Source organism: Exiguobacterium sp. s5, from assembly GCF_018618075.1.
Taxonomy (GTDB): Bacteria; Bacillota; Bacilli; order Exiguobacteriales; family Exiguobacteriaceae; genus Exiguobacterium; species Exiguobacterium mexicanum_A.
The window spans coordinates 143,770-160,762 of sequence record NZ_JACSLK010000006.1; the positions used below are offsets into that span (position 1 = coordinate 143,770).

Here is a 16,993-nt window from a genome sequence, read left to right on the forward strand (position 1 = left end):
TTTATTTGGAATGAATGAGACGTGCGGCGTTCCCGATGGCGAGCAAGGCAACCCCGACGTCAGCAAACACGGCTTCCCACATCGAGGCGAGCCCGAAGAGACCGAGCAAGAGGAAGAGCGCCTTCATACCGAACGCGAACGTGATGTTTTGCCAAACAATCCGCCGTGTCCGCTTGCTTAATTCAATCGCTGCCACGACGTCGCGCGGAGCGTCGTTCATCAGCACGAGGTCGGCTGCCGTGACCGCTGCATCACTCCCGACGCCGCCCATCACGAGTCCAACATCGGCTCGTGCGAGCGCCGCCGCATCGTTCAATCCGTCACCGACAAAAGCGACCTTGCCGGTTGCCGCCAACCGCTCGACTTCTGCGACTTTTTGATGCGGAAGCAATTCGCTTCTCACTTCATCGATTCCAATTGCCGAACCGACGGCGGCTGCGACTTCTTGCCGGTCCCCGGTCAACATGACCGTCTGATAACCATAGCGCTTCAAAGCTTGAATCGTTTCTTGCGCATCTGGCTTTACTTGGTCTCTCAACTCGATTCGGCCGAGCCAACGGTCATTTTTGACGATATGGACGATCGTCCCCGATGTCTCCGCCGGGGTTGGATAACCCAATTTTTGAACATAGCGGGCGCTGCCGACGTAAATGCGGTTTTCACCATCGATCGCCATCAACCCGTATCCCGGTTCTTCTTGAATCATCGAGAACGGTGCGACCGGACCCGCATGCTCGACGATTGCTTTTGCGAGCGGATGCGTGGAGGCCATCTCAACACGGGCGGCAAGCTGAAGCAACTCGTCTGTCGTCAGCTCCCCGTTTGTCACGACATCGGTCACTTCAAAGCGGCCGGTCGTGAGCGTACCGGTCTTATCGAATACGACCGTATCGACTTCGGCGAGCACATCTAAATATTCGCCGCCTTTCACTAGGATGCCCCGCCGTGAACCTGCTCCAATCCCACCAAAATAGCCGAGTGGAATCGAGATCACCAAGGCGCATGGACAACTGATGACGAGGAAAATCAAGGCCCGGTATACCCATTCCTCGAGATTTCCGACAAACAGTGGTGGAACAAATGCGACGACCGCCGCGAGCACGACGACGACCGGCGTGTATACTTTCGCCAACCGTGTGATCATCTGTTCCGTTCTCGCCTTGTTCATGCTCGCTTGTTCGACGAGGGCAATCATTTTTTGCAGGCTCGATTCAGTCGCCGGGCGTTCGACTCGTACTTCGAGCCGCCCGTCAAGGTTGACCATTCCCGCAAGGACGTCTTCCTCGGGACCGATCGGGCGTGGTAACGACTCACCTGTCAGCGACGCCGTATCCAATGAGCTCGAGCCTCGCAGCACACGACCGTCCATCGGGATCTGTTCGCCTGCTCGAACGATGATGATGCTACCGACCGCGACCTCTTCAGGACGTCTTTCTACTTCACGTCCATCTTCGAACACGCGCGCAATCGTCGGTTTCATGTTCAACAGCGATTGAATCGACCGTCGCGAGGCGTGGACGGCCCGTGCTTGGAAGTATTCACCGAGCTGGTAGAACAGCATGACGGCGACCGCTTCCGGATACTCCGCAATCGCAATCGCACCGATTGTCGCAATCGTCATTAAAAATTTTTCATCAAACCATTCCCGATGCCATACGTTACGAATTGCGGCATAGACGACGTCATAGCCTGCGACCACATAGGCAATCGCGTACACAAAGAGCGAATCGGTGTACAGACCGACGAGCAGCAGGGCGAACGCGACGCCAAACCGCCACAATAAGCGACCCGACATCGGCACTTCCGCCTCGTCTTTGACAAAATGTGCACCCGGTTCAATTCGCCCCATCGTCGCTTCGATGGTGCGGAGCGTCTTCGTGTGATCCTTCGAATCATCCCATTCGATAATCATTCGACTTGTCGCAAAATCGATTTGACAAGCGGCGACACCGTCCTCTCCCGTCACGCTTTTCTCGATTTTGGCGGCACAGTTCGTACATGTGATCCCTTCGACAGGTAATACATCTCGTTTCATAATTATCTCGCCCCTTTACATTCAAACGTTCATTTGAATATATCGTATCGCTGTTCCATCACAATTACAACCAAAAAAAGAGCCGACTGGAATCCCAGCTGGCTCTTTGTCACGCATCAATTTGTTCGGCACTGTGGGCCATCGCAATCTCGACGAGTAGCCGGACGTGATCATCGTCGAGTGAGTAGTAGACGACTTTTCCATCTTTTCGATATTTGACAAGCCCTTGCTCGAGCAACGTCCGTAAATGATGCGACGCCGTCGCGTTTGAATGTCCGATCACGGCCGCCACATCACAGACGCACAGTTCCCGTTCTAACGTCAGGACGTACAACACTTTGAGCCGGGTCGAATCGGCGAACGCTTTGAACAATCGACTGACTCGAACCGCATCTAGGTCTGTCAGTGCCCGTTGTAATACCGTCACATCTTCACTTTGAATGGCGATTGTTTCACACTGGGGTGCTTTCATCCGTCTCACCTCGTTTTCTGTACTCTCATTCTAACAAAATCCGATTTATAAATCTGTTATATATTATTGTTGACTTACACACCACTGTTATAATACAATCAAACCAACATAACAGCTAAGTTACTTAAATAAAGGGGGCAGTTACAATGAATGAATGGGCAAGCCGACTTGAATCTTCCGTCGAATTTTATCGGAAGTTACCGGACAAGACGTGTCAAGAATGCGGGAAACAGATGGATGAGCAGTGCGAGTCTTACGAGAACACGTGCCCATCTTGTGCTGAAAAACTCCAACTTAGCGAATAAAGCAAATCCCTCGGAACAAGTTTCCGAGGGATTTTTCATGGCAGATGATAACCGAGATAGGCCGCCAGCAGACCAAGTACATAGGTCGCAAGCAAATACATCCCGAAACGAAACCAGTCTTTGGCAACGAACCGCATCACTTCGAGCTTGAACGTCGAGAACGTCGTGAACGAACCGAGAAAGCCGACACCGAGACCGAGCATGAGCGTTTGGTGAACATTCGCCCCGTATAAATACCCAAGTCCAAACGAACCAGTCACATTGACGATGAGAGTCGCCCACGGGAACGCCGATGTCGTCCGGGTTTTGACGAACTGACCGACCCCGAATCGCGCCATCGCCCCGAAGAACGCGCCGATCATGATGACGAGAAGCGTCATCGCACTCCCTCCTCTCGCATGGCAGCCCGATCAAACCGTCGCCGCCCAAACCAAAATCCGAACCATGAACTGAACAGCCCAAGTCCGAGACTGAGCGTCACATAAAGTAGAGCTGAACCGAATGCGTCAGCCTCTAGCAATTCAATCGTCTCCACACTGAACGTCGAGAACGTCGTAAACGAGCCGATGAACCCTGTCCCGACCGCAGTGACGACACTCGGGGAGAGACGTCCGGACCGAAACAGAAAGTGTGTCAGCCAACCGAGCGCGAAACTTCCTGATAAATTGATGAGCAGCGTCCCGAGCGGAAACAGACCGATCCAAAACGTCTCGATGCCTGTCCCGATTCCATAACGTGCCAAGGCACCGAGCGCTCCTGCCAAGCCGACGTATACATAGAGCATGGCCCCGTCTCCCTTCAAAAAAACACCTGCCGCGAGCACGTCGCGAGACAGGTGTTTGAGTCTGTATTCATTATAACAAGCGATGCGCAATCACGAAATAGCGGCTGGTGCGAACACGGCCGAAATCGCCTCGAACGCCTCATCGAGCTCTTCTTTCGTGATGACGAGTGGTGGCGCCAAACGAATCACCGTCTCATGCGTTTCTTTGCAGAGCAGACCGCGCTCTTTGAGCGCTTCACAATAAGGACGTGCCGCTTCTGTCAATTCGATTCCGATGAACAGACCGCGTCCACGTACATCTTTGATGAGCGGATTGTCGATTGATTTCAATCGGTCCATGAAGTACGTTCCGAGTTCAAGTGAACGTTGTGGCAGTTGCTCTTCCTCTAACACTTCAAGCGACGCGATCGACACGGCTGCCGCGAGCGGGTTCCCGCCGAACGTCGACCCGTGCGACCCTGGATTGAATACGCTCAAGACGCTCTCATTGGCTGCGACACATGATACCGGGAATACGCCGCCCCCGAGCGCTTTTCCGAGAATATACATATCCGGCTCCACATCTTCCCATTCGATGGCGAACCATTTGCCTGAGCGACCGAGCCCCGATTGAATCTCATCGGCCACGAACAAGACATTATGCTGCTGGCAGAGCTCACTGGCACGTTTCAAGTAACCAGCCGGTGGGATGATAATCCCGGCTTCGCCTTGAATCGGTTCGACGATGAACGCCGCCGTATTTTCAGTGATGGCCGCCTCGAACGCATCGATGTCACCGTACGGCACGACTTTAAACCCTGGCAATAGCGGCCCGAATCCGCGTTGATATTCCGCTTCTGTCGACATCGACACCGCCGCCATCGTTCGGCCGTGGAAGTTGCCCGAGCAGACGATGATTTCCGCTTGGCCTGGGATTTGTTTCACTTCATACGCCCAGCGACGTGATGCTTTGACAGCCGTTTCGACTGCTTCCGCACCCGTGTTCATCGGCAACACCATCTCTTTGTTTGTAAGCGCTGCCACTTTTTTGTAGAAACGACCGAGTTGATCATTGTAAAACGCACGTGACGTCAGCGTGATTTTATCCGCCTGATCTTTTAGCGCTTGGATGATTTTCGGATGACAATGACCTTGGTTGACGGCCGAATAGGCACTCAACATATCCATGTAACGGTTCCCCTCTGGATCCGTCACCCAGATCCCTTTCGCTTCCGAGATGACGATTGGAAGTGGATGATAGTTGTGCGCCCCGAACTTCTCTGTCAATTCAATCACTTCTTGTGTCTTTGACATTTGATTTCCCCCTTATCAAAAAACTATCTTACTCCTTCAGTATATGATGACCGTCTTTCTTTTGACAACGACCAACTTGCCCATTCCTCGGGTTGGGAAAATAAGGTACACTGAACGTAGAGTACGATTCATTTGATGTAGATTGGAGGAAATGCTGTGGCTTCATTGCGCGATTTGCCGATTGACGAGTTCATCGATGCTTTATCTGTCCCATGCTGTTACATCAACCTCGACGGCAACGTCCTTCTTTGGAACGAGCATGCGGAAACGCTCTTCGGATGGGAACGGGACGAGGTCCTTCACCACCCACTCCCGGTCGTCCAGCACTTAGAGCATACGCTCGAGACGTGGTCGCCACTGCTCCTTCAATATCCGTTCTCGACGACGGCGATGACGCCGTTCAAACATAAAAACGGTTCGGTCGTCTATGCGACCGCCTATTTACAATCCTTCTCCATCAACGATTTCACCGGCTATTTTTTAGCCTTTTTACCAAAAGGGTTTAGTCCGCTCATCAGCACGGAACAGTTCAACTTACTCCATCATTTTCAGGCGATGATTGAGCAGTCGACTTATTATCTGGCTGCGAACGCGTATGGGGAAATCACCGAAATCAACCCGTTGTTATGCGGATTGATTGGGGCCCCTGATCACCAATTTATCGGTCGTAATTGGTTCGAGCTCATCCATCCGTCATTCGAGAATGACCCGATCGCCGAGGACGTGCTTCAAGCGCTTACGACCGACCGTATTTGGAACGGCGAGATGCCCATCCGCTCGGAACGTCATACGGCGAACACGTGCTGGCTCAATTTGACGGTCGTCCCAATCTTGAGCGAAGAAGGCGAAGTCGTGCAATATACCGCCTTCGGATTTGACGTCTCGGATAAAAAACGGCTCGAGCAAGAGGTCAACTACCTCGCCTATCATAACGATTTGACCGGTCTATTAAATAAAAAAGGGTGGCTTCGCCAATATGCCCACGTCTTGAAAACTGTCGATCAAGGGGATGGTTTGGTCCATGTCGCCTTGTTCGACATCGATCGCTTTAAGATCATCAACGAATCGTTCGGCTCTCGTGTCGGCAACGAACTACTCGTCCAAATCAAAGACCGGGCCACTCAGTTCATGCCTGAGACGAGTGTCATGTTCCATCCGTCGGGCGGCTTGTTTGGACTGCTGTTCTTTGAAGAGTCGAAAGAGGAAGTGTTCCAGTTGTTGCGTCAATTGCAACATGAACTGCAACGACCGTTCCGGATTTATCATCACTCGATCATGGTGTCGATTTCCATCGGTTGTGTCTTCTATCCATCGGCCACATCTTCATTAGAAGAACTATATACGCGTGCCGAAAGCGCCTTGTTCAAAGGGAAACGGATTGGCGTCGGGACGATTCAGTTCGTCACGAAAGACATGGACGACGCGTTCTCACGGCAAATCCATATCGAAAAAGCGCTCTATCAAGCGCTCGAGGAAAAACACTTTTATTTGGAGTATCAACCAAAGTTCGAGTTGAAGACCGACCGGCTCATCGGGTTCGAGGCACTTCTCCGTTGGCATCACGATGAGCTCGGTCAAATCCCGCCATCGGAGTTCATCCCGCTCGCCGAGGAGATGGCGCTGATCGTCCCGATTAATAACTGGGTCATCCTTGAGGCCGCTAAACAGTTGAAAGCATGGCAACGACTCGTTGATTATCCGTTGTCGATGGCTGTCAACATTTCACCGAACCAATTCCGGAGCGACAGCTTCATCAATACGCTCCGAAATATCAAGCAACAGCTCAATTTAAACCCGTCCGACATCATTCTCGAGATCACGGAAAGTCTCGTCATGCAACAGACGGATGAAATCATCGCCCGGATGAATCAAATCAAGCGGCTCGACTATCGCCTGTCGATTGACGACTTTGGAACTGGATTCTCTTCACTCCAATACTTGAAGTCGTTCCCGGTCGACGAGCTGAAAATCGATAAAGTCTTTTTAGACGATTGGCTCGCCTCGAAGTCGCACTTGCTCGATGTCATCGTCCATCTCGGCAAGAGCCTGAATCTGCACGTCGTCGCCGAAGGCGTCGAGGACCAAGAGATGCTCGATCATTTGAAGCAAACTGCCTGCGACTCGTTCCAAGGCTTCCTGTACGCCAAGCCACTTCCTCCAATCGAAGTCGTTCGCCTGTTAACCGGCGGAAAGCAATAAAAAAAGTCATCGGACGTCTTCACGACGTTCGATGACTTTTTTATAGGCTGATCGTGGCCGTCCATAGTCCATAGACGCCGTACGTGGCTGCCAACAGGATGACGACCGCAATCATATATTGAAGACGGCTCAGGAACGGCCGGCCCTGTTCACGTTCGGCTAGCATGAAGACGAACACGCCCGGCGCGTACAAAATCATCGCGATGAGCATATATTCGACACCCGACGCATAGAGGAGCCATGCCGCGTAAACGGTCGCGATGCCCGACATGACAAGCATCGAGCGCGTCCCTGTGCGTCGTGCCTCTTTCCAACCGAACAAGGCGGAAAACAAGTACGGGACGAGGGCCGCAATCCCGGCAATGCTCGAGAGCACCAAATAGGTCTGTTCGGAGAAGAGTGCAATGATGGTGACGAGTTGTGTGAAGACTTGCGTGATGAACAAGGCACTCACCGGCGTCTCATTCCGATTGAGCCGATTGAACACTTTCGGGAACACCCCGTCGCGACTTGCCACATAAGAAATCTCTGTCGCGAGAATCGTCCAACCGAGCAACGCACCTGAGAGCGAGACGAGGAGGCCGATATTGATGAGGGTCGCACCGACGGGACCGACGACCGCCTCAAGCACATACGCCATCGATGGTTCCGCCAGTGACGCGAGTTGCTCTTGGGTCATCACCCCGAACGATAGGATTGAGATCATCATATAAATGACGAGTGTCCCAACCAGTCCGATCACCGTCGCTCGTCCGACATCTCGTTTATGACGGGCCCGTGATGATAAGACGACCGCTCCTTCGATGCCGACGAACGCCCATAACGTTACGAGCATCGTCGATTTCACTTGCGGGAACACCTGTGACCAGCTGAAGCCCGACTGACCCCAAAAGTCGATTTGGAACGTGTCGATCCGGAAAGCGAACAAGATAAGGATGATAAATAAAAAGATTGGGACGAGCTTCGCGATCGTCGTGACGATATTGAGGAGTGCCGCTTCTCTCATCCCCCGCGAGATGATCCAGAACAGCCCCCAAATCACGACCGCGCTCATAATCAATCGAAACGCCCGATGCTCTGCCGAAAAGATCGGGAAGAAATAACTGAGCGTGCTAAAGATCAACGTGATGTTCGCCACCGTCCCGATCCACGCGGACATCCAATAACCCCACCCGCTGTTGAAACCGACGAACTTGCCGAACCCTTCCTTTGCATAGGCATAAATCCCGCCTTCAAGCTCAGGACGCGTATTCGCTAAAAATTGAAACACGAATGCGAGCATGACCATGCCGATGCCCGTGATCGTCCAACCGATCAATACCGAACCGACCCCGGCACCTTGCGCCATCGCACCAGGCAAGTTAAATGCGCCTCCGCCGATCATCGTTCCGACGACCATGGCAGCAAGCCCGAAAAAGCCGATTCCGGCTGATTGTCCCTTCATTCCAAACCCTCCAAAAAAAGTTAACGTCTGACGAATAACTATACATGGATAATGTATAATCATTCGATGATTTCCTTATTCTACTGAATCCAATGACGTTTAGATAGGTATTTCACTAATGTTTATATTTTCGAATAATTTAAAAAATTTTATTGCGCATTCATCTTGTTTGTAGTTTAATTGCAATATATTCGAAACAATCAGAATTTTCGGGAGGTATGACAATGCGTAATAAGAAATGGTTAGCTTTATCGGGTGTTGCCTTGCTTGCGACAGCAGCATGTGGCGGCGGAGAAGAATCATCGTCGAGCTCGTCGGACGGATCATCATCGGGTGATGCGAAGAAGGAAATCACGCTCGTCTCGGCGACGGATTTACCACAACTCGACCCAACGCTCACAACGGACTCGACATCGATTATCGTGACGAACAACGTCTTCGAGGGACTATATCGTCTTGATGAGAACAACCAGCCGGTACCGGGAATTGCTGAAGACGTTGAGATTTCAGAAGACGGACTTACATACACCTTCAAATTGCGTGATGCGAACTGGTCAGATGGCTCACCGGTCACAGCTGAAGACTTCGTCTATTCATGGAAGCGCGCCCTCAACCCAGAGACAGGTGCGGAATATGCGTATATCCTTCAAGACTTGAAAAACGCCAACAAAATCCTTGCAGGCGAAGAAGAACTCGATGCGCTCGGCGCGAAAGCGGTCGACGAGAAGACGCTCGAAGTTCAATTGGAGGCGCCAGCCCCTTACTTCCTCGGGTTGACAGGTTTCCCGACGTACATGCCACAAAAACAAGAGTTCGTCGAAGAGCAAGGCGAGTCGTTCGCGAGTGCGGTCGATAAGACGCTCTACAACGGACCTTACGTCTTAGACAGTTGGCAAGACAACGAAGGTTGGGTATACAAAAAGAACCCGGACTATTGGGATGCTGAAAACGTCAAGATGGAGACGATCAACGTCAAAGTCGTCAAAGAAGTCGCGACGGGTGTCAACTTGTTCGAATCGGGCGAAGTCGATTACACGCTCTTGTCGTCTGAATTCGTGCCACAATTCCAAGACAGCGAAGAGTTCAAGACTCGTGCCGACGCACGCATCAACTTCCTTCGCTTCAACCAGAAAAACGAAGCGCTCCAAAACGTCAACATTCGTGAGGCGCTCGCGAAAGGCTTCGATAAGCAAGGTGTCACAGACGTCATCTTGACAGACGGCTCACAGCCGGCCAACTATATCGTCGCGAAAGACTTCACGTTCACAGAAGACGGAGCCGACTTCCGCGAGAAGTATCCAGACCTTCAAAGCTACAACGTCGACGAAGCGAAAGCGGCATGGGATAAAGGTCTTGCCGAGCTTGGCGTCGAAACGATCGAACTTGAATTCCTCTCACGTGATGAAGAAGCGTTCAAGAAAGTCAACGAGTACATCAAAGGTGAGCTCGAGAAGAACCTCCCTGGCCTCACGCTCAACATCAAGCAACAGCCGTTCAAAAACTTCCTTGACCTTGAAGGTAAAGGTGAGTACGACGTCTCAGCTGCTGGCTGGGGCCCTGACTACCAGGATCCAATGACGTACCTCGACATGTGGGTAACGGACGGTCCGTTCAACCGGATGGCCTACTCGAACGACGAGTACGATAAATTGATCCAAAGCGCGAAACAAGAAGCCGATCAAATGAAACGTTGGGAAACGATGCAAGAAGCAGAACGCATCTTGCTCGAAGATGACTTCGCGATCGCACCGATCTATCAAAAAGGTGAAGCGTACCTCGAACGCTCAAACATTCAAAACATGCACCGCCATCCGTTCGGAGCTGACGCTAGCTTCAAGTGGTTGGACGTCAACTAATCAACAAGCCCTACAAGCCCTGCCACTCCTGTGGCAGGGCTTGTTTGTGCATCGACACCTATGCCAATACACAAAAAGAGGCGTGCCACGAGCAGTGGCACGCCTTTGATCTAGATGAATTACGCTTCGCGTTCAGCGCGCATTTCAGCTGGCACGCGTCCGCGCTTAGAAATGATTTGCGCGACGACAAGGGCCACGACGAACGTCGCGAATGCTGCGAAGAACCCGATCCACATCGAGCCTGTGATCCCGAGGACCAAATACCCGACCGCTGACACACCAGCCGCAATCAACGCGTATGGAAGTTGTGTCAACACGTGGTCGATATGGTGCGATCCGGCACCCGTCGAACTGAGGATCGTCGTATCCGAAATTGGTGAGCAGTGGTCACCGAACACCGCACCAGCGAGCACCGCCGCAAGTGTCGGGAGCAACAGTTCCGGATCGACGGCCATAATCAAGTCTGCCCCGATTGGAAGCATGAGACCGAACGTCCCCCAGCTCGTCCCTGTCGAGAACGCCATCAGACCGGCGATCGCGAACAAGATGAGCGGCAAGTAAGATGCTGCAATCGAATCTGTGACGAAACTTGCCAAGTAATCACCCGTTCTCATATCTCCGATGACGGCAATGATCGTCCAGGCAAAGAGCAAGATGAGTACGGCGGGCCACATGGCACGGATACCGGCCCACGTCGCATGACCGTAGTCTTTAGCTGGAATTTTACGACCAATCAAGAGCAAGAGCGCAACGAGCAAGCTGACGACGGCACCGGTCACGAGTGACCGTGTCACATCTGTCGACTCGAACGCACCGAGAAGCGAGAAGCTTTGACCATCGGCCGCAAGCGCTTGTCCGCCTGTGTACAACATGGCTGAGACAGTGGCAATGATCAACACGATGATTGGGACAATCAAGTCGCGGACTTTCCCGCCATCGTGTTCTTTAATATCTTCACTCATCCCCATCGGTGCGCCTTTCGATGAGTCGTAGAGCTCACCTTGAAGGGCACGTAGCTCATGTGTACGCATCGGTCCGATCGCGAGTCCCGTGTAAGCGACATACGCCGTCAACATAAGTGCGAAGATGGCATAGAAGTTCATCGGGATGATTTGGATGAACGCTGAGAATGACGAGTAGCTGTCGATCGAGTACTTCGCAAGAATTCCTGCGATGATGGCGATGATGTACGCTCCCCAACTCGAGAGCGGGCTGATGACACAGACCGGTGCGGCCGTCGAATCGATCGTATAAGCGAGTTTCGCGCGTGATACTTTTTTCCGGTCCGTCAGCGGTCGGCTGATATTCCCGACGGCAAGACTGTTGAAATAGTCATCGATGAAAATCAAAATCCCAAGACCGAACGAGACGAGGCGAGCGCCACGAGCCGTTTTGACGTTAGAAGCGGCCCATTCTCCGAACGCACGGGCTCCGCCCGACGTTTGAATGATGGATGACAAGATGCCAAGCAAGAGCAAGAACGCGATCAACAGCACGTTCCATTCATTGATGGCCCCGTCCGCCCAAAATAGCGCGATGATGTTTGACCATAAATACTGAATCGATTCGAGCGGGTTGAAATTGTGAAGCAGTAACACCCCTGCGATAATCCCGACACCGAGTGACGGAATGACTTTCCGTGTTGTGATGGCCATAATAATGGCGAGTAAAGCCGGTACGAGTGATAGTACCGAAGTTGAATAATCTACCATGCTGATTTCCTCCTCTTCTGTTTGAGATGAGGCCCCCCTATGCTTAAAAAAACGCAAAGCGAGGGCATCGGCAACAAAGCCGACACCCTCGCTGGATGTTCCGTCTTTCTTAGCCGACTTGGAGCGCTCCATACGTAAATATGTATGGCAGTCTGACGGGTATTTCCCGTCAGCCCAGCACAAAGTCAGAGACATGACTTTACACTTCGGCGATCTTGCCTTTCTGTAGTCTTCACCGTTGTCATCCTCGGACTACTTACTCATCAGCATCGCACCTCTACCTCATCGATAGCACGAATATTCATTTAAAGTTACGTCTAAATTATCATAGGTCATAGTGACTAATCAATAGTTTTTTTCATCTCGGATGATTTGTTTTAACACAGCGAGTGCAGCTTGATCGTCAGACTCGACCGCTTTAAAGAAATCACTAAAGAAATGATACAAGACGAATCGTTCGGCGTGTGACGATGTATGGTCTTTAATCGTCAGTAAGACGAGATGACGCAACCGCCGTTTCGTCCGCGTCTCATCAGGCAATTCTTCACATCGATCCTGGAAGGCACGATACACAGAATTGATCAAATCCTCATGTTCATCATACGACCGGTTGTAAGCAACTTGTTCCATCTGTTATATCCCCCCTTTCCATTTGTACCGATGAAACTTGTCGTAACTATACCAACTTAACCAAGAGCGTTCAATCGTTTCGGGTCGTTCTTAACAAAAATCATACGTTAGACTGACTTACGATTCGATGAATGAGAACGTCGTCACATCGAATAGTCCCATATCGGTCAACTTCAAATCCGGGATGACCGGGAGCGCGAGGAACGACATCGTCAAATATGGATTGAAATGACGATGGGCGCCGACGACGTCGAGCGCATCGTTCAACTGTTCGAGTACGTCCGCCACTTCCGCATACGGACGTTTCGTCATGAGTCCTCCAATCTCGAGCGGTAAGACCGCCAGCACCTTCCCTTCTGACACCGCGACGACACCACCGCCCACTTTTTCAAGTGTTTCCGCAGCGAGCAACATGTCGTCCGGGCTTACTCCCGCGATGACGAGGTTGTGGCTATCATGGGCGACCGTCGCCGCGAGCGCACCCCGCTTCAAGCCGAACCCTGTCACCGGGGCCAGGGCCATGTGACCCGTCCCGTGATGGCGTTCGATGACGGCCAGCGTGGCAATGTCTTGGGCGAGGTCGGCTCCGGACGCGTCCGGTGTGAAGACAAGACGCTGTCGCTTCGTCAAGAGACTGTTCGGCAATACTTGAATCACATCGACCGCTTCTTCTTTCACGGCTAAACGGAACGAGTCCGCCGTCAAATCGGGTAGTTTGAGTTCCCCTTTCATCGGTTTCGGCACTTCAATCCCGTCGGCTTCGAACGTCGCCTTACCATCTTTGGCGACGACTTCCCCGTTCACGTAGACGGTTTCGATTTTTACCGATTGGACGTCTGACAAGATAACAAAGTTTGCTCGTTTGCCCGGAGCGACGGCACCCACATCTTTGAGTCCGTATGCCTCGGCCGCGTGCAGACTAGCGACGGCATAGGCCGTCTCTGGTTTGACACCTTGTTTGATTGCCATGCGAATGTTGTAGTCGATCCCGCCTTCGGCGACGAGGTCGTCCAAGTGTTTATCGTCCGTACAGAACAGGAAACGGTGAGCGTTGCTTTCTGTGATGGCCTGGCTGACTTTCTCCACGTTCCGGGCGACCGACCCTTCTCGAATTTGAACATAAAAGCCGCGCCGGACCCGTTCGAGCGCTTCTTCGGCCGTCGTGCATTCGTGATCGGTCATGATCCCTGCCGTCCGGTATACGTTCAGCTGGTCCGGACCGAGGCCCGAAGCATGGCCGTCGACGACTTTCCCGACGTGTTCAGTTTGTGCAATCTTTTGAAGCATATCCTCACTTCCGGACTCGACAGACGGATAGTCCATCACCTCGCCGAGACCGTGGACGCCCGGGTCCCCTAAAAACGGCGCCAAGTCCTCGGCGTATAGCTTCGCCCCGGCGTGCTCGAACGGCGTCGCCGGCACACAGCTCGGGAGCATCATCCGCACGTCGAGCGGCAACCCTTTGGCGTCGGCGAGCATATACTCGATGCCGAGTGCCCCGTTCACGTTCGCAATCTCGTGCGGATCGGCGATGACCGTCGTCACCCCGAGCGGAAGCACCGCTTTGGCGAACTCGTGAGGGGGTACCATCGACGACTCGATATGGACATGCGCGTCGATGAATGACGGTGCGAGCGTCCAAGACGGGTCATGGTATTCGGTCTCCCCTTCGTAGCCGTCCCCAATGGCCACAATATAGCCGGCGTCGATGGCGACGTCGGTGCGAATCGTCTCACGGCTGTAGACGTCGATGACCGCCACATCTTTAAAGACGACCGCTGCTTTCTTTTTTTTCGCCGCGATGTCGATCAAATGTTGTTTCTCCATCTGTGTGTCTCCTTTTTTCTACGTATTTTTACTATCTTAACAAGAATAATCTTTCCGGTGCAATTTCTTTTTCAACTTATGCGACAATGAAAGCATATCCGTTTGAAAGGGGTTACACATATGCAATACAAATTAGGAGAATTGATTCCACATGTTGATGAGACGGTGTTCATCGCACCAGGGGCGCACGTCATCGGCGATGTCACGATTGGCGCCCATTCCGGCGTCTGGTTCAATACGATCATCCGCGGCGATGAAGGACCGATTCAAATTGGTTCGTACGTGAATATTCAAGACGGATCGATGGTCCATCAATATGAAGGGTCCCCGACCATCATCCATGACCGGGTGTCGATTGGACACATGGCGATGATTCACGGATGCGAGATTGAAGAAGGCTGTCTCATCGGTATGCATGCGACCGTCCTCGACGGAGCCAAAATCGGCAAAGGTTCATTCATCGCAGCCGGTGCACTCGTCACACCGAACATGCAAATCCCGGAAGGCGTCATGGTCATGGGCGTGCCCGCCAAAGTCGTCCGTCCGCTCAATGACGAGGATCGCTTCATCATGGAACGGACCGTCAACAAATACGCGAAACGGGCTGAGCAGTACTTGACGACATGCGAGCCACTCACATCGACACAAAGATTGTGAAAGCGTTTACAAGATTCATAAATTGTTAACGATTATCCCGATTTTTCTTCATGTTTCCTTTGTATACTGAGGATGTAGTCAAGCCGACGTGTCGAAAGGGGCCAATTGTAATGTATCCAAACCATGCCGAACTCATGTTAGACTTGTACGCCTCGTCCGTTAACCCAAGCTATTGCCTGCATATCGAGGATTCGTTCGACGATACGCTGCAAGGAACACATCGAGAGGTTTGGGAACGATTGCAATCGGATAATACTAAAGAGGAAGAAACTAAAGTTAAGGGAACGTGAACAAAATGATTCCAACGAATGTCATTCAAGACTGGCTCGCAGCCAAGTTAAAAAAATAAACTGAGCGCTCACATGAACGGCTCAGTCTCATTGACCTATAAATACTGGTCCGATCGTAGTCACCTACGCTCGGACCTTTTCGTTCACTCAAAAATCGTCAAGCAAGCGTCAATCGATTGACGTTGCTTCGTCGGCGGTACGTCTTCGTAACGACCGAGCTGGAGCAGTCCGACAAACGTCTCACCCTCAGCTCCAATCATCTCTTGAAGCCTGGCATCCTCAAAAATACCGCCCGTCCGCCAGACGAGGCCAATCTGTTGCTCACTACATAATAAATGAAAGTTTTGAATCATCGTCGCCGTCGCGAGCAGCGCATCTTTCTTCCCTTTGTCCGTCTCGAAATGTTTCGTCGTCACGTAGACGCAAGCTGCGGCGTTCCGGATGCGTCCCGCGATTTTCTCGCGCTTCGCCTCTGGTCCATCTTGAAACGCCGGTTCGAGCGCCTGAAGCAAGACGTCTTTTCCATCTCCGTTGAACAAATAGAGATTCCACGGTTCGACTTTGTTATGAAACGGTGCCTGATGCGCCGATGCCAACAACCCATAGAGTACTTTCGTCGCAATCGGTTCTTCAGTGAACATCCGAATCGTCCGCCGCGACTCAATCAACTGTTGTCCTGCTGTCTTTTCCATTGAAGTCACTTCCCCCTCTATTCTCTCTATCATCATAATTGAAAACATTTCTCACGTGTAGAAATTTGACCGAAAAGAATGGGAACCTGACGCCTTCCAATCAAGTATATAAAGATGAAGGCTTTTCACGCTCTTTTGATTACGTTTATAGATGACACGGAAAAGGAGAGGATCGCCGTGCCCACACGTTTCAAATTATTTCTCATATGTACGCTTTCGTTCGTCATCTTCATAACAGCATGTCAATCAGCGGCATCGCCCCAAGGAACAATTGTAATGAAAAGTGAAGAAGAACAACGCCAAATCATAGATGAATTTTCGTTCGATGATTACAAAAAATTGTTTGATGACGTGATCATTGAAGCAAATCAGTTCGACGTCGAGGAGCCGTTGCGGAAGTGGATTATTCGAACATTGGCACAAGAGAGGCTGTATTATGAAACCGACTTAACAGATGAACAAGTCATCACTCTCTCGACTGAAGCGATGGAAAAGGATGTCGTATGGAAAACAATCGCAAAAAATCAATACAACATTCATGTTACTGAAGATGAGATTGACCATTACATTCAACAAGGACCGGATCAAAGTGATTTACCGAACCATCTTGCCTACGCGAGCGCGCTTGGGTTATCGCTACAAGAATTAAACCATCAGTTTGACCGAGACATCTATGAAAAAAATACAATTTGGCTTAAGTTGAAATTGGAATTGGAAAAGAAGTATCAGACGGACGATAACAACGAGCTCGTTGACCGATATGAAGAGGAAATCAACGCACAACTAGATTAACTGAA

General features: G+C 51.5%; 15 protein-coding genes and 1 riboswitch. Of the genes, 5 read left to right on the plus strand and 10 right to left on the minus strand.

The genetic code is table 11. The annotated features are described in order from the left end of the window. Window position 1: 1 nt before the first annotated feature. Both KNP60_RS12795 and KNP60_RS12800 read right to left on the minus strand, forming a co-directional pair. Complete coding sequence (locus KNP60_RS12795) at window positions 2–2,035, minus strand: heavy metal translocating P-type ATPase (RefSeq protein ID WP_251131401.1); 2,034 nt, start codon at window positions 2,033–2,035, stop codon at window positions 2–4. 109 nt (window positions 2,036–2,144) lie between these two features. Then, the gene (locus KNP60_RS12800; RefSeq protein ID WP_214797614.1) at window positions 2,145–2,507 is read right to left on the minus strand and encodes an ArsR/SmtB family transcription factor; all 363 of its coding nucleotides are present in this window, start codon (window positions 2,505–2,507) and stop codon (window positions 2,145–2,147) included. A 146-nt stretch (window positions 2,508–2,653) separates the two neighbouring features. Here KNP60_RS12800 and yhfH point away from each other — a divergent pair, with 146 nt between their 5' ends. Continuing rightward, window positions 2,654–2,812, plus strand: coding sequence for a protein YhfH (gene yhfH / locus KNP60_RS12805; protein WP_021065246.1), 159 nt, complete (start codon window positions 2,654–2,656; stop codon window positions 2,810–2,812). A gap of 35 nt (window positions 2,813–2,847) precedes the next feature. Here the strand turns inward: yhfH and KNP60_RS12810 are convergent, their stop codons facing one another. The 3 genes from KNP60_RS12810 to KNP60_RS12820 all read right to left on the minus strand — a co-directional run bounded on the left by KNP60_RS12810 (window position 2,848) and on the right by KNP60_RS12820 (window position 4,889). Continuing rightward, the gene (locus tag KNP60_RS12810) at window positions 2,848–3,192 is read right to left on the minus strand and encodes a fluoride efflux transporter FluC (RefSeq protein ID WP_214754289.1); all 345 of its coding nucleotides are present in this window, start codon (window positions 3,190–3,192) and stop codon (window positions 2,848–2,850) included. Further along, complete coding sequence (gene crcB / locus KNP60_RS12815) at window positions 3,189–3,596, minus strand: fluoride efflux transporter CrcB (protein WP_214797615.1); 408 nt, start codon at window positions 3,594–3,596, stop codon at window positions 3,189–3,191. The genes KNP60_RS12810 and crcB overlap by 4 nt, the downstream gene beginning before the upstream one ends. 90 nt (window positions 3,597–3,686) lie before the next feature. Further along, entirely contained in the window at window positions 3,687–4,889 is a 1,203-nt protein-coding gene (locus tag KNP60_RS12820; RefSeq protein WP_034781234.1) for an ornithine--oxo-acid transaminase, read from the minus strand. Between the two features lie 156 nt (window positions 4,890–5,045). Between KNP60_RS12820 and KNP60_RS12825 the strand changes: the two genes are divergently transcribed. After that, window positions 5,046–7,088, plus strand: a complete 2,043-nt coding sequence (locus tag KNP60_RS12825; protein WP_214797616.1) for an EAL domain-containing protein — start codon at window positions 5,046–5,048, stop codon at window positions 7,086–7,088. A 40-nt stretch (window positions 7,089–7,128) separates the two neighbouring features. On the opposite strand, the gene KNP60_RS12830 is transcribed toward KNP60_RS12825, so the two are convergent. Further along, window positions 7,129–8,532 carry a basic amino acid/polyamine antiporter gene (locus KNP60_RS12830; protein ID WP_214797617.1) on the minus strand — a complete coding sequence of 468 codons (1,404 nt, stop codon included), beginning with the start codon at window positions 8,530–8,532 and terminating at the stop codon, window positions 7,129–7,131. 224 nt (window positions 8,533–8,756) lie between these two features. On the opposite strand from KNP60_RS12830, the gene KNP60_RS12835 reads away from it, so the two are divergent. Continuing rightward, the gene (locus KNP60_RS12835) at window positions 8,757–10,388 is read left to right on the plus strand and encodes a peptide ABC transporter substrate-binding protein (RefSeq protein ID WP_152567785.1); all 1,632 of its coding nucleotides are present in this window, start codon (window positions 8,757–8,759) and stop codon (window positions 10,386–10,388) included. Between the two features lie 119 nt (window positions 10,389–10,507). Here the strand turns inward: KNP60_RS12835 and KNP60_RS12840 are convergent, their stop codons facing one another. The 3 genes from KNP60_RS12840 to ade all read right to left on the minus strand — a co-directional run bounded on the left by KNP60_RS12840 (window position 10,508) and on the right by ade (window position 14,557). Continuing rightward, the gene (locus KNP60_RS12840; RefSeq protein WP_214797618.1) at window positions 10,508–12,100 is read right to left on the minus strand and encodes a Na+/H+ antiporter NhaC family protein; all 1,593 of its coding nucleotides are present in this window, start codon (window positions 12,098–12,100) and stop codon (window positions 10,508–10,510) included. A gap of 113 nt (window positions 12,101–12,213) precedes the next feature. Beyond that, window positions 12,214–12,388: riboswitch (Lysine riboswitch) on the minus strand. 57 nt (window positions 12,389–12,445) lie between these two features. Beyond that, a complete protein-coding gene (locus KNP60_RS12845) occupies window positions 12,446–12,730 on the minus strand; it encodes a hypothetical protein (protein WP_214797619.1) in 285 nt (94 codons plus the stop codon). Window positions 12,731–12,847: 117 nt separating this feature from the next. Further along, window positions 12,848–14,557, minus strand: a complete 1,710-nt coding sequence (gene ade / locus KNP60_RS12850) for an adenine deaminase (RefSeq protein ID WP_214797620.1) — start codon at window positions 14,555–14,557, stop codon at window positions 12,848–12,850. A gap of 120 nt (window positions 14,558–14,677) precedes the next feature. On the opposite strand from ade, the gene KNP60_RS12855 reads away from it, so the two are divergent. Beyond that, complete coding sequence (locus KNP60_RS12855) at window positions 14,678–15,214, plus strand: gamma carbonic anhydrase family protein (protein ID WP_034781244.1); 537 nt, start codon at window positions 14,678–14,680, stop codon at window positions 15,212–15,214. A 433-nt stretch (window positions 15,215–15,647) separates the two neighbouring features. Here KNP60_RS12855 and KNP60_RS12860 read toward each other — a convergent pair whose 3' ends face one another. Next, window positions 15,648–16,196 (minus strand): nitroreductase family protein, encoded by a 549-nt coding sequence (locus KNP60_RS12860; RefSeq protein ID WP_214797621.1) that lies wholly within the window; start codon window positions 16,194–16,196, stop codon window positions 15,648–15,650. 276 nt (window positions 16,197–16,472) lie between these two features. Between KNP60_RS12860 and KNP60_RS12865 the strand changes: the two genes are divergently transcribed. After that, the gene (locus tag KNP60_RS12865) at window positions 16,473–16,988 is read left to right on the plus strand and encodes a hypothetical protein (RefSeq protein ID WP_214797622.1); all 516 of its coding nucleotides are present in this window, start codon (window positions 16,473–16,475) and stop codon (window positions 16,986–16,988) included. Window positions 16,989–16,993: the final 5 nt, after the last annotated feature.

Excerpts from the sequence above, each read along its gene's own strand:
- KNP60_RS12835 (WP_152567785.1), top strand. The coding sequence starts at position 8,757 with ATGCGTAATAAGAAATGGTTAGCTTTATCGGGTGTTGCCTTGCTTGCG.
- KNP60_RS12860 (WP_214797621.1), bottom strand. The coding sequence starts at position 16,196 with ATGGAAAAGACAGCAGGACAACAGTTGATTGAGTCGCGGCGGACGATT.
- KNP60_RS12855 (WP_034781244.1), top strand. The coding sequence starts at position 14,678 with ATGCAATACAAATTAGGAGAATTGATTCCACATGTTGATGAGACGGTG.
- KNP60_RS12845 (WP_214797619.1), bottom strand. The coding sequence starts at position 12,730 with ATGGAACAAGTTGCTTACAACCGGTCGTATGATGAACATGAGGATTTG.
- KNP60_RS12795 (WP_251131401.1), bottom strand. The coding sequence starts at position 2,035 with ATGAAACGAGATGTATTACCTGTCGAAGGGATCACATGTACGAACTGT.
- KNP60_RS12800 (WP_214797614.1), bottom strand. The coding sequence starts at position 2,507 with ATGAAAGCACCCCAGTGTGAAACAATCGCCATTCAAAGTGAAGATGTG.
- KNP60_RS12840 (WP_214797618.1), bottom strand. The coding sequence starts at position 12,100 with ATGGTAGATTATTCAACTTCGGTACTATCACTCGTACCGGCTTTACTC.
- yhfH (WP_021065246.1), top strand. The coding sequence starts at position 2,654 with ATGAATGAATGGGCAAGCCGACTTGAATCTTCCGTCGAATTTTATCGG.
- KNP60_RS12820 (WP_034781234.1), bottom strand. The coding sequence starts at position 4,889 with ATGTCAAAGACACAAGAAGTGATTGAATTGACAGAGAAGTTCGGGGCG.
- ade (WP_214797620.1), bottom strand. The coding sequence starts at position 14,557 with ATGGAGAAACAACATTTGATCGACATCGCGGCGAAAAAAAAGAAAGCA.
- KNP60_RS12865 (WP_214797622.1), top strand. The coding sequence starts at position 16,473 with ATGAAAAGTGAAGAAGAACAACGCCAAATCATAGATGAATTTTCGTTC.
- crcB (WP_214797615.1), bottom strand. The coding sequence starts at position 3,596 with ATGCTCTATGTATACGTCGGCTTGGCAGGAGCGCTCGGTGCCTTGGCA.
- KNP60_RS12830 (WP_214797617.1), bottom strand. The coding sequence starts at position 8,532 with ATGAAGGGACAATCAGCCGGAATCGGCTTTTTCGGGCTTGCTGCCATG.
- KNP60_RS12810 (WP_214754289.1), bottom strand. The coding sequence starts at position 3,192 with ATGACGCTTCTCGTCATCATGATCGGCGCGTTCTTCGGGGCGATGGCG.